Raw genomic sequence first — 12,917 nt, forward strand, 5'->3', positions numbered from 1 at the left:
CGCCACCCGCCGAAGCGGGCCGTACTAGCGTTTGATAAATATCAACTCATGCCTCTCATTCCCGAGGAGCCTCAGATTCACGAGAGTGCCCAGGGTCCCCGCGCCACTCCGGCCAGCGGCCGAATCGCGCCGACCCCCCGTCCCGTACCAGGCCCCCGTCCCGCGGCCCCGTCGCGTCCCGGTCGCCCCGGCCCTCTCCGGCCGGCGCCGCCGGTGCAACGTACGCCGCGCGAGGTGGCCGCGAAGCCCGCCATGTCGGGCCCTGCCGCCGGTGCCGCCGCTCCGGTCACCCCGCAGCTCCAGCTGATCCCGGCTTCCGTGGAGGGGGCGCTCGACGCCGCCGAGGAGGCCGTGGACCTGCTCCTGGACTCCGGTCGTGCCCCCGGTGACATCCTGGTGATCACGACCGGGGAGCAGCACCCGTGGGCCGCCCACGAGCTGTCCTTCGGTGAAACCTCCTACTGGGCGCAGCACGACGCGGGCGACGACGTCTTCTACACGGACGCCACCATCGCGGAACGCGCCGCGTCGCGTCCGGTCGTCGTGGTCGCCGTCAACGGTGGTCCCGAGGCCGCGGCCGTGAGCGCCCTGTCCCTGGCCCACTCCCGGGCCGGCGCCCTGCTGATCGTCTGCGGCGACCCGCAGCGGATCAACTCGGTGCTGGGCGCGGGCGTCTGAGCCGGTGCCGTAGCGCCCCGGCGGGGTGATGGGGTGACTCCGCGCGCCGCTGCAGCGGCGCCGCACGGCGGGCAGCCCTGCCGGCGGTTGGGCGGCCGTCACTGTGTGCCGGCCTCGCCCGATCTGGGGAGCGCCCCTGCGGCTGTGGCGGACGACTGTGCGTGCGGCTCGGGCAGAGCAGGGTTCAGAGTGCTCTGCCCTGCTGCCCGTCGTCCCGATCGCGGTGTGCCGGGCGGCAAGGCGCCGTTGGCGCCGGGGCCGTGCGGAGCGGTCGTCCGGAACTCAGCGTGCCGCCGCCGCGCGGCGCAGTACCTCGGAGGCGCCACCGGTGCGCGGTATGGGCGGCGGTGCCTCCGACGTTGCGAACGGCTCCGGTGCCGAGGCCGAGTGTGGGCGCCGTCCACCGCGGCCCTCGCCCAGGACCTGCCAGCCGTCACGGGTCAGCGTGATGTACGCCCCGCAGCGCAGCCCGTGCAGGGTACACGCGTCACGCAGCCCCCACATCCACGCGCCGTCCTCAACCGTCCAACGTGCGTCGCCCTCACGGCAGTACAGCAGCACCGCGGTGCGTACCGGTGTCCGGCGGCGCAGATCGTGCGGGATGACCCGACGCAGTTGCGCCAGCAGCGCGTTGCGGAACATCCAGCCGTCTGCCGGAGCTGAACGGCGCACGAACGAGGCGCTCGCCCGCAGCCGCTCGTCCGGGTCGAGCACGGCGACGACAGCGGTCGCCGGCTGCGGGTGGTGCCGGGCGTGCAGTCCGCTGACGATCTCGCGGGGATTGCGCAGGAGTGGGATCCCGGCGGCGGCCCATTCCGCCGGTTCGAGCAGGCGGTTGGCGGCAGCGACGGACGACGACGCCGCTGCCGAGGCCGGAGCGAATCCGAAGGTCACGGTCCTCCCTTCGGCTACGCGCCCACACTGCGGGCGGGGTCGGATTCTGGGAGCGCGCACCGCGGCAAAGCCCTACCGGAGCAGCGGGGCGAGCCGTGCGGGAGCGGACCTCAATTCTTCCTGTCGAACTTGAATGCGGCAACGAGCAATTGAGGCAGCCGACCGTTATCAGATGATGCGCGGCTAATATCCCCACGGCGTGTGTCGCCGGACCACCCATGGGGCGTTCGAGCACGAGACGTTCGTACGTCACGGGGGTGGGCGGCGTCCAGACCTGTGCGCCGGGACAACCACCCCGAACCCGGGCACGCCCTCAGCCCTGCACGGCCAGCACCAGCGGCAACACCCCCTGTGCTCCGGAGCGTCGGAGCATGCGGGCCGCGACCGCGAGGGTCCAGCCGGTCTCCGTGTAATCGTCCACCAGGAGAACCGGGCCCTGGGCCCCGGCGAGAGCGGACGCGAGGGCGGGCGGCACGGCCAACGCTCCATCGAGCGCCTTCAGCCGCTGGGCGCTGTTGCTCCGGGAGCTCGGGTAGGCGTCGCCGGTGTACTCCACGGTGCCCAGCAGCGGCAGTCGGCCGATCTCCGCGATGTGCGTCGCCAGGGAGCTGATCAGCTGCGGTCGCGTACGCGAGGCGACGGTGACGACGCCGGCCGGCCTTGATCGGCCCTCCGGTGCGCCCGGGGCCCAGCCGCCTGGGCCCTTGGCCCAGTCGGCCAGTACGTCCACCACCGCCTTGGCCACGTCGTCGGGCACGGGCAGGTCGGGGGCCTGGGGCGCGAGCATGGGCCGCAGTCGGTTGCCCCACCCGATGTCCGAAAGGCGTCCCAGCGCGCGTCCCGGCGCGGCCTGTTCGCCGGCAGGGATGCGTCCCTTGAGCTCCACTCCGATCGCCGGCAGCCCGGTGGGCCACATCCGCCGGGGCTCCACTTCGACACCTGCCCGGCCCAGGTCCACGCGCGCGGCGTCGAGCGCCTCCTCGGAGGTGTCGGCGGTGAAGCGAGGACCGGCGCAGTTGTCGCAGCGGCCACACGGCTTGGCCCCCTCGTCGTCCAGCTGGCGCTGCAGGAACTCCATGCGACACTCCGCTGTCGACGTGTACGCGCGCATGGCCTGCTGCTCGGCCTCGCGCTGACGCGCCACCCAGGCGTACCGCTCGGTGTCGTAGGCCCACGGTTGCCCGGTCGCGATCCAGCCGCCCTTGACCCGCTTGACCGCCCCGTCCACATCGAGAACCTTGAGCATGGTCTCGAGACGGGAGCGGCGCAGCTCCACCAAGGGCTCCAGGGCCGGCAGCGACAGGGGCTTCTCCGCGTTCGCGAGGAGGTCGAGCGTACGGCGCACCAGGTCTTCCGGGGGGAAGGCGAGCGACGCGAAGTACTTCCAGATCGCTTCGTCCTCCTTGCCCGGGAGCAGGAGCACCTCGGCATGCTCCACGCCGCGTCCCGCGCGGCCCACCTGCTGGTAGTAGGCAATGGGGGAGGAAGGGGAGCCCAGGTGGACAACGAAGCCCAGGTCGGGCTTGTCGAAGCCCATACCGAGCGCCGAGGTGGCGACCAGCGCCTTCACCTTGTTGCCGAGGAGATCCTCCTCGGCCTGCTGACGGTCGGCGTTCTCCGTCTTGCCTGTGTACGACGAAACCGTGTGGCCGCGCTGCCGTAGGAAGGCGGTGACCTCTTCGGCGGCCGCGACGGTGAGGGTGTAGATGATTCCGGACCCGGGCAGCTCGTCGAGGTGCTCGGCGAGCCAGGCCATCCGGTGCGCGGAGTCCGGCAGGCGCAGCACGCTCAGGCTCAGGCTGTCCCGGTCCAGCGGGCCCCTCAGGACGAGGGCGTCCGAGCTGCCGCCGGTGCCTAGCTGTTCAGCCACGTCGGCGGTCACGCGCGCATTGGCCGTGGCGGTGGTCGCGAGCACCGGTACACCGGGCGGGAGATCGGCGAGCATGGTGCGCAGCCTGCGGTAGTCCGGGCGGAAGTCGTGACCCCAGTCGGAGACGCAGTGGGCCTCGTCCACCACCAGGAGCCCGGTGGCGGCCGCGAGCCGAGGGAGCACCTGGTCACGGAAGTCCGGGTTGTTGAGCCGCTCGGGGCTCACCAGCAGGACGTCCACCTCGCCCGCGGAGATCTCGTCCTGAACGGCATCCCACTCCTCGGTGTTGGAGGAGTTGATCGTCCGGGCGTGGATGCCGGCCCGAGCCGCCGCCTCGACCTGGTTCCGCATGAGCGCGAGCAGTGGGGACACGATCACGGTGGGGCCGCTACCTCGCGCCCGCAGCAGCGAGGTCGCCACGAAGTACACCGCGGACTTGCCCCAGCCCGTCCGCTGGACGACAAGGGCACGGCGTCTGTCGGCGACCAGCGCCTCGATCGCCAGCCACTGGTCCTCGCGCAGCCGGGCCTCTCCCGAGACGTCCCCGACGAGACGGGTGAGGACGGCGTCGGCGGCCGCCCGGAGTTCCGCGTTGCTCGTGTGCTCCATGCGTTCCATACAACAGGACGGCACTGACATCCGGAGCAGCGCACCGAGACCTGTGGACGCAAAGGCTGTGGATGACGCGTCCCTGATCAGACTTATCCACAGGCTCAAGCGGAGGTTCGAGTTCCGCGAGATCGTCTTCGCATGACGAACCACAGCGAAACGACCGGATCCTCTGAGAACGGTGACATCACCGGGCCCGAGACGCGGAGCGGGCACAAGAACGACAAGCAGGAGAAGAAGGGGAACGACCCGTCCGGGCTGCACACCACCAGCCCGCCGTACGCCGGTCACGAAGGCGAGCACCAGGTCACCCTGCGCACGCCGGCCGAGCTGGCCGACGCCCTGCCGTACCTGCTCGGATACCGCCCCGAGGACAGCATCGTCCTGGTCGCGCTCCACGACAGCAACGGCCGCGGGCGGTTCGGCGGCCGGGCCCGGCTCGGTATCCCCGCGAACGCGGACGACTGGCCGTCAGCAGCCCGGCAGTTGTCCCACGGTCTCGTGACGGGCAGCGAGCGCCGAGGGGCTCGGCCCGAGTCGATGGTCGCCTTCCTGTGCCAGGAACCGGAGAAGGGACAGACCGGCCGACAGGTGATGGAGCGGCTTCGGCCCCTGGCCCAGAGGCTGCGCGTCGAGTGCGGTTCCCTGGACGTGGTGGTCGTCGAGGCACTGTGCATCTCGGAGGGCCGCTACTGGTCGTACTGCTGTGACAACGAGGCATGTTGCTCCTCCGAGGGAGCGCCCATGGGCCTCCCCGGCACCTCCGTGCTGGCCGCAGCCGCCACCTACGCCGGCATCCAGGTGCGCGGCACACTGCGGGAGCTCAGGGCCCGGTTGCTGCCCTGGGAGAACGCCGTGGCCCTCGAGCAGGAGGCCGCCCTGGACACCGCCAGCATGGCGCTGGTGCCCAAGATTCTTGACGACGCGGGCCGCGCGGCCGTGGCCGACGAGACGCTGGAACTGGCCGGCAGGATCCTGGACCGCTTCGCCGAGGCCAAGCCGGTTTCCGGCATGCTCCTGGCGGATCTTCGCGACGACGAACTGCTCGGCCACGACGAGGCCGCCCGGCTGATCCTCGGCCTCCAGGACCGCGCGACCCGCGACCGCGCGGCCGCGTGGATGGAGGGCGACGAAGCCCCACGCGCCCTTCGGCTCTGGCGCACCCTGGCCCGCCGCTGCGTCGGGCCCTACGGTGAACACGCCGCTGCGCCGCTCACTCTCGCCGGCTGGGTCGCCTGGTCCGCCGGCGACGAACTGGAGGCCCGCGAAGCCCTTGCCATGGCCTTGGGCGCCGATCCCGACTACCTCTTCGCCCGCCTCCTGCACCAGGCCTGCAACGAAGGCCTCGACCCGGAGTCGATCCGCCGTTGCCTGCGGGCGGAGCGGGAAGACCGTGGGGGTGGGGCCGCCGACCCGGAGACGCGCGCGGACAGGACCGAGTCCGCCGGACCTGACACCACCGCGGCGACCGAGATCGAGCCCCACGGCAACCCCGCACAAGCAGCGGCGCCCCGGCCCGGACCATGCGGCGACTCCTCACCGACAGCGGTGCCGCCCGAGTCCGAGCCGGACGCAAAGCCCTCTGGCTCGGTGGCGCCGTCCCGCCGTCGCCGCCGCGCTCGTCCGGCCGCCACCACCGGCGCGGCATCCGGTGGTGCCCGCGCGGACGACCGTGACGGCGGAGCCCGCACCCCCGGCCGACGCACACCGCCGGGCACCACACGCCCGGCTGGCACCACACGTTCGGCCGCCACACGTCCTACGAGCGCTTCCGATTCCGGTGCCGGCCCAGGCCGGGCGACAGCGGCTGGCACCGCCCGGCCCGGCGGTGTGCGAACAGGCAGCGCGCGTGCGCCGAGGAAGTCGGCCACGCCCAGCCGGGACAGGGGCGAGGAAGGCGCGCAGTCCGGCCAGGGCTTGAGCGGTGAGGAGTGAACCACCTGCGGGCGGCGCCTAGGCGGAGGGGGCAGACCGGGCGTGACCCGGACGACGCTCGCAGCGTTCACCTGAGTGGCGGAACGGCCGGAGGGGCCGTGAGGCCGCACTGCCCCTGCTCCGTCGGAGCCCTCCGGCACCCGCGCCGAACCCGATCACGGCGCACCGAGCGCAGAGGAAGCCGTCCCATGCACCAGCCGACTCCGCCCGCCGCCGACGACCACCGCCCCCAGGGTGGCACCCCACTGCCCCTCGGGTCGGGCCTCAGGCCCCCCGGGGCCCGGGGGCCGGGTGTGTGGGACCAGGTTGTCCCTCCCCGACCGGCCGCACATGTCGACGGTTACGGGCCGAAGTTCCCCGGCAGCACGTCCCACCCCTTCGCACCCTTCGGCGCCGACTCGCGTCCGCCCTCGTCGTCGGGCCCGGCCCGCTCCTCTCCACGCTGGGCGGCCCAGAGCCGTCACCCTGGCACGGGTCCGGGATGCGGCCCAGCCTCGTCGCCTATCGCTCAAGGGCGGACGCCGTCACCCCTGGGACACTCCTCCACACCCCCGCCCCGGGGTGCCACCACCCCCGGGCTGCGCCGGTCCGCCGATCTGCCCCCTGCCCACACGGCGATGATCTGTGTCGCCCTTCCCGGCCTGGCCATCTCGACCGAGGGAGGGCAGCTGACCGGCCGGGGACTGGAGGGCTTCTACCGTGCCGGCCGCCGCGTGCTCTCCCGGTGCGAGATCCGCGTCGCCGGACGAGAACCGCTCGCGGTACAGGCCCGCATGGCCTCGGCCGACCGCGCCCGGTTCGTGGGCACACTCCGTACCTCACCGCAGACAGGCCCGGATCCTGACGTGATCGTGGAACGCAACCGCTTCGCCGACGGCACGGAGCGGGTCACCCTGCACAGCGCGGCTCCACGCACCCTGCGGCTCCCGGTCGAGATCGTCCTGGGCACCGACCTGGCCGACCTCGGCGCGATCGCCTCCGGCTGTGCGGGCCCCCTACTCCCCGCAAGTGTCCACGGCTCCGGCCTGCGCTGGTCCTGCGCCACCGGCAACGCCTCCGTGACGGCCGAACCGCCTCCCTCGGACGCCCTGGCCTCGGCCGGGCTGCTGCGGTGGGAGCTCGATCTGCCACCAGGGGGCAGCAGAACCGTCGAACTGCGGGTGCGGCCGGACGGCGCGGGGCCCCTCCGAGCCGTGGGACGAGCGGCGACCAGCCCACTGGCCGCCGCGTGTGCGGAGGGCGACGACCCGAGAGTTCCCACCCTCCTGCGGACGAGCGTCGAGGACCTCCAGGCCCTCCTCCTGCGTGACTCAGCGCACCCCGCAGACACCTACCTCGCGGCAGGGGCGCCCTGGCGCTGCGGCCTGGCCCCCGCCGACGCGCTGGCCGCCGCACGGATGGTGCTGCCGCTGGGCACCGGCCTTGCCGCGGGAACCCTGCGGATCCTCGCGCGGACCCAACTCACCGGGCCCGGACCGCAGTCCGGAATGATCCCCGGCCCCAGACGGGACGCGGGGCCGCACCTTCCGCCGCAGTGCACCGGCACAGAGGCCACGCTGCTCTTCCCCGCCCTGTTGGCAGAAGCCCGCCGCTGGGGCCTCCCCGCCCAGGAGACAGAAGCGCTGCTGCCCGCCGCCGAGCGCTGCCTGACCTGGCTACGAGACACCGTGGGCGACGGCACCTACCTGCGCGACCCGAACCCGGGCGGGCCCGTCCGCTGCGAGACACAGGCCCACGCCCACCGTGCCGCGCTGCTCGGAGCCGACCTGCTCGACGCCTGCGGCCGGACGGGGGCGGCGGCGCTCCGGGAGTGGGCGCAGGCCCTGCGGACCGCCTTCCGGGAGCACTTCTGGGTCGAGGATCGGGGAGGCGGCCGGCCCGCGGCGGCACGTGCGCCGGACGGCAGTCCGGTGCCGCACCTGGGCGCCGCTGCCGTGCACCTCCTCGACACGGGCCTGCTGGGCGGAGGCGAGTTGGCGCCCGGCCTGCTCGACAAGGCCAGGACCGAGCACCTCGCCCGGCTGCTCGGCAGCCCCGTCATGGACTCGGGCTGGGGCCTGCGCGGACTGGGCTCGAAGGAAGCGGGATTCAATCCGTTCGGCCACCGCGCAGGAGCCGTACGGACCCAGGAGACGGCCCTCGCCGCCGCGGGACTCGCCGCTGCGGGCTATGAGAAGGAGGCCGGCTCACTGGTGCGCGGCGTACTCGCCGCCGCCGAGACCTTTGCCTACCGGCTGCCCGAGATGTACGCGGGGGAGCAGCGCACGGAAGGAAGCGCTCCACTTCCGCACCCGGCAGCCTGCCGTCCTGCGGCCACAGCGGCGGCAGCCGGAGTCATGCTGCTGACCACGCTCGCCGGCATCCGTCCCGATGCCCCGGCAGGCACGGTCACCCTGCGCCCCGTGCGCAGCGCACCCCTCGGGGAGATCGGTTTCACGGGACTGCGCGTGGCGGGTGCCCGGTTCTCCGTGCGGGTCGGCCGACTGGGCCTGGCCATGGTCGAGGAGGCGGCCGACGGACTGCAGCTGGGGGTGTGACGTGCAGCGACGTGCCCCTGAATGACCAGGTGCGGGCAGCTGAGTCCATAAACGGACCGAAGTGGATCACTCGGGGGACGGACCGGCGAAGGAGGTGTTTATCGTCAGGCAGACGACTATGATCGCCGTATGCCCTACGACCCGTCAGCGTTTCCGCCCTTCGCCGTCACCGTGGACCTGGTCGTGCTGACCGTGCGCCGCCATGCCCTGTGTGCGCTGGCGGTGCGCAGGGGCGAGCCGCCGTTCCAGGGGCGCTGGGCGCTGCCCGGCGGCTTCGTACGGGCCGACGAAGACCTGGCGCAGGCCGCGGCGCGCGAGCTGGCCGAGGAGACGGGACTGCGCGTCCACGACCCGTCCGTCCCGGCTCAGGACAACGGCGCACACCTGGAGCAGCTCGCCACCTATGGAGACCCCAAGCGGGACCCCAGGATGCGGGTCGTCAGCGTGGCCCACCTCGCCCTCGCCCCCGATCTGCCCCCGCCCAGGGCGGGCGGAGACGCCAGCAACGCGCGCTGGGCCCCGGTCGAGGAGCTGTTGCAGCAGGGCGGTTACGGGCGTGAGGCCGAGCCGCTCGCGCCGCTCGCCTTCGACCACGCGCAGATCTTGGCGGACGGAGTGGAGCGCGCCCGTTCCAAGATCGAGTACTCGTCACTGGCCACCGCCTTCTGCCCGCCCGAGTTCACGGTCGGGGAACTGCGCCGTGTCTACGAGGCGGTGTGGGGCGTGGCGCTCGACCCGCGCAATTTCCACCGCAAGGTCACGGGCACGCCCGGCTTCCTGGTTCCCACCGGTGGGACCACGACCCGCCAGGGGGGACGACCGGCCCAGCTCTTCCGCGCCGGTGGCGCGACGCTGCTCAATCCCCCGATGCTGCGTCCCGAGGTGTGAGTGGTCGGCCGAGTGCGGGTGGCGCCCCTGGCAGGAACCGACCCGGCCGCAGCCCGGTCACGGTGCTGGGCCTTCCCGAGACAGACCTCGGTAAGGCCCCGGGGTGCCCGGAAAACCGGACATAGCGCGCTATCTTGCTGTGAGTGATCCAGGCCTTCGGACTGACCAGCAACCCCCGCAAAGAGCTTCCGCCCGCAGCCGACGACGTCTCGTTCGAGGCGCGGGCGGGCCGCATCACCGCGCTGCTCGGAGCACCGGGCGCCGGCAAGACGACGGTTCTCAGACTGATGCTCGAACTCCAACAGGGTCGCGGCATCACCCACTTCCGGGGTCGGCCGCTGCACCGCATCGCCCATCCCTCGCACGAGGTCGGCGTGTTGCTGGGTGACGTGCCCGGGCATCCCGCCCGCACGGTCCGAGGTCATCTGCGCATGCTGTGCGCGGCTGCGGGGGTTCCCGTTCGGCGTGCCGACGAAGTGCTCGAGGCAGTCGGGCTCGTGAGTCTGCGCGAGGAGCGCCTCGGGACCCTCTCCCGCGGCATGGACCGGCGCCTCGGTCTGGCCTGCGTCCTCCTGGCCGACCCGCACACCCTTGTCCTCGACGACCCGACCGACGGGCTCTCCACCCGCGAGAGCGCCTGGCTGCACGGCATGTTGCGCGCCCATGCCGCCCAGGGCGGCACGGTCCTGTTCACCACGGCCGATCCGAAGGGAGCCGCGCGCACCGCCGACCGCGTCGTCACTCTGGAACAGGGCAGGCTCGTGGCCGACCAGGAGGCCGCGGAGTTCGCGCGTACGCGGCTTCGTCCCCGTGTCGCTGTGCGGAGTCCGCACGCGGCCCGTCTGGCCGTTCTCCTGGCGAAGCAGGCCCGCGCCTCGCAGCGCTCCGTCGAAGTCGTCCGAGAGGGCGGCAACCGCCTTTCGGTGTACGGCGGTACCTGCGCGGACATCGGCGAGATCGCGTTTCGTCACGGCATCGTCGTTCACCAACTCGCCGACGAGGTCGGAGACATGGGGCCCGGTGCGGGTCTCGCTCAGGCAAGCGGGCCGCGCGACCCCATCCGGGCCGAGCCGGTGCGCGTCACGGACAAACAAGGGACGGCCCTTACGCCCGGGTCCGAAGAGTCGCCCTCCTCTGCCGACCCGTCGAGGCCCTGTGCGACAGACCCGCCGACCCTCACGACCGAGCCGCACCACGTGCTCGAGCCGGTATCCCTCTCGGACACGATGGAGCCGGTCACCAGCGAGCCGTCCCTGTCCTTCGGGCAACCGCCGCTACCCGACGTCGAGCCGCACGAGCTCTTGGATCTCCCCCCGGCCGGCCGATCAGACGACGGCTCTCTGACCGCCACCGCGAAGGCGCCGTCCCGGCCACCGGCGCTGCACCCGACCGGCGTCCTGACCGCTCGCCCACTCGACGCGCTGCCTCCTCTGCCGCCCCCCATCTCCGTCCGCCCCGCCCCCAGCCCGCTCCGCCCACTCCGTTACGAGATCCGCCGTGCCACCGGGATCGGAACCGGGTTCCTGACCGGGGCCGTCGTACTCGCCGTGTCCGCGGTGACCGCCGTGGTGCTCGCACGCATCGGGCACACCCCGCAGCCGCGCCTGCTGGCCGCGTGGCCGCAGGAACTCCCCCTGCCGCCCGCGGCGCTCGGCGCGGGACTGCTCGGCGCGCTGGCCTTCGGCGACGAGTTCCGCCACCCCGCCCTGTCCGCGGACCGCGGCACCGTGCCCCGCCGACTGGGGCTCCTGGCCGCCAAACTGCTCGTCTCCTCGACCGCCGCGCTGGTGCTGGCCGTCCTCACCGTCGGATGCGACGCCGAAGTGCTCTATCTCGTCTACGGACGTGAGCTCGCACAGGTTCCCGCCGACTGGGTTCCGCTGGTGACGAGTTGGATCGGGCTCGTGGTCGGCTGTGCCTGGGCCGGCGTACTTGCCGCAGGTGTCTTCCGGTCCACGACGGCCGGGCTCGCCGCCGTGGCCGCCGTCCCCCTCCTCGTCGTACCCGTCGTGCACAGGCTCGTGAACGGCCCGTCTGTGCGAACCGCGGCCGGACTCCACGTGCGACTGCGAGAGACGCTCCTGCCGCGGTGGCCCTTCGGGGGAGAGCGCTACCTGGAGGCCGTGCTCGACGTGATGTCCCAACCCGTGGGCGGCGCACTGACGTTGTCGCTGACCGCGCTGCTCTGCGCGTACCTGCTCACCACCTTGCGCAGCAGATTCCGGTGACGACTGTCCGTAACCCTTAGTCCGGCCATGCGCACAACTCCCCGCAGAGCGCCCATTTCTTTCCGATAAGGCGTCAATTGCGACGGGGTGAGCGATCACCCTTTCGTGTGCTTTTCACCAAAGACCTCAAGGGAGTTGGACGAGGCGCCGACAAATGATGCGTGAGTACCCTTGCGCACACCATGATGACCGCCGCCCGCTCCGCTGACTCCGGCCTCGCGAGCCCGGGCGAACTCGACCGCTACCCGTACGCCGAGGCGCCCGCCGTCGACCGCGTCGGGCTCCCTGCCTGGGACGGCGGAGACCCCGAGCTGGGCCGCGTGGGCCGCCGCGCCGCAGGCAGCCGCGGACGCGGACTGCACGGCCAGCTCGTTCAACAGCTGGGTCAGATGATCGTCTCCGGCGACCTGGGGGCCGACCGGCCACTCGTGCCCGAGGAGATCGGTCAGCGGTTCGAGGTCTCCCGCACCGTCGTGCGCGAGTCGCTCCGCGTCCTGGAGGCCAAGGGTCTGGTGAGCGCCCGCCCGAACGTCGGCACGCGCGTGCGCCCCGTCAGCGACTGGAACCTCCTCGATCCGGACATCATCGAGTGGCGGGCCTTCGGGCCGCAGCGCGACGACCAGCGCCGCGAGCTGAGCGAACTGCGGTGGACGATCGAGCCGCTCGCCGCCCGCCTCGCCGCCGGGCACGGTCGTGAGGACGTCCAGCAGCGCCTTGCGGACATGGTCGAGATCATGGGGCACGCGATGGCCCAGGGCGATGCGCTCACGTTCTCCCGCGCCGACTCCGAGTTCCACTCGCTGCTCATCCAGGTCGCGGGCAACCGCATGCTGGAGCACCTGTCCGGCATCGTGTCCGCGGCCCTGCAGGTCTCAGGCGGCCCGGTCACGGGCTGTGACCGGCCGAACGAGACCTCCCTGGCACACCACGGCCGCATCTGCGACGCCCTCGCCGCCGGTGACGGAGCGGCGGCCGAGGCGGCCATGCGTCAACTCCTCACGGTCCACCCCGAGGTGGAACGGGTGGTGCCCGCCCCGCGCGAGCACTGACCGCGTTCCGCGGGCGGCGCGGCCGGGTGTGCCACCCCCCTCCTGTGGCAGTGCCTGATCGGTGATCCGCCTCCCGTCGGACCCCGTGGGATCCTTGTGATCCTGCGGGGTCCGACGGCGCGAAGGGGCCGATACCCGGTGGCGCGGTCGGGCGCATGCCGGGTGGCGCGGTCGGGTGGATACCGCATGTGACCTGTTATGTCCACGTTCGACCGTTTTTGTCCGCTTA

Annotated in this window: 8 protein-coding genes; 6 read left to right on the top strand and 2 right to left on the bottom strand. The window is 72.7% G+C overall.

Annotated elements, in window-relative coordinates:
* Positions 1-48: 48 nt before the first annotated feature.
* A complete protein-coding gene (locus tag ACFY5B_RS06445; protein WP_389965344.1) occupies positions 49-678 on the top strand; it encodes a hypothetical protein in 630 nt (209 codons plus the stop codon).
* A 282-nt stretch (positions 679-960) separates the two neighbouring features.
* On the opposite strand, the gene ACFY5B_RS06450 is transcribed toward ACFY5B_RS06445, so the two are convergent.
* Positions 961-1,572 carry a hypothetical protein gene (locus tag ACFY5B_RS06450; RefSeq protein ID WP_389965347.1) on the bottom strand — a complete coding sequence of 204 codons (612 nt, stop codon included), beginning with the start codon at positions 1,570-1,572 and terminating at the stop codon, positions 961-963.
* Positions 1,573-1,885: 313 nt separating this feature from the next.
* A complete protein-coding gene (locus ACFY5B_RS06455) occupies positions 1,886-4,051 on the bottom strand; it encodes a RecQ family ATP-dependent DNA helicase (protein WP_389965350.1) in 2,166 nt (721 codons plus the stop codon).
* A gap of 141 nt (positions 4,052-4,192) precedes the next feature.
* Between ACFY5B_RS06455 and ACFY5B_RS06460 the strand changes: the two genes are divergently transcribed.
* The 5 genes from ACFY5B_RS06460 (at position 4,193) to ACFY5B_RS06480 (ending at position 12,688) form a co-directional block, all read left to right on the top strand.
* Complete coding sequence (locus ACFY5B_RS06460) at positions 4,193-5,986, top strand: DUF4192 family protein (RefSeq protein WP_389965352.1); 1,794 nt, start codon at positions 4,193-4,195, stop codon at positions 5,984-5,986.
* 617 nt (positions 5,987-6,603) lie between these two features.
* A complete protein-coding gene (locus ACFY5B_RS06465) occupies positions 6,604-8,523 on the top strand; it encodes a glycogen debranching N-terminal domain-containing protein (RefSeq protein WP_389965355.1) in 1,920 nt (639 codons plus the stop codon).
* A gap of 129 nt (positions 8,524-8,652) precedes the next feature.
* Positions 8,653-9,411 (top strand): NUDIX domain-containing protein, encoded by a 759-nt coding sequence (locus ACFY5B_RS06470; protein ID WP_389965357.1) that lies wholly within the window; start codon positions 8,653-8,655, stop codon positions 9,409-9,411.
* A gap of 143 nt (positions 9,412-9,554) precedes the next feature.
* The gene (locus ACFY5B_RS06475) at positions 9,555-11,639 is read left to right on the top strand and encodes an ATP-binding cassette domain-containing protein (RefSeq protein WP_389965360.1); all 2,085 of its coding nucleotides are present in this window, start codon (positions 9,555-9,557) and stop codon (positions 11,637-11,639) included.
* Between the two features lie 161 nt (positions 11,640-11,800).
* The gene (locus ACFY5B_RS06480; RefSeq protein ID WP_389965363.1) at positions 11,801-12,688 is read left to right on the top strand and encodes a FadR/GntR family transcriptional regulator; all 888 of its coding nucleotides are present in this window, start codon (positions 11,801-11,803) and stop codon (positions 12,686-12,688) included.
* Positions 12,689-12,917 lie beyond the last annotated feature (229 nt).

The organism is Streptomyces sp. NPDC013187 (genome assembly GCF_042899705.1).
GTDB lineage: Bacteria > Actinomycetota > Actinomycetes > Streptomycetales > Streptomycetaceae > Streptomyces > Streptomyces hawaiiensis_A.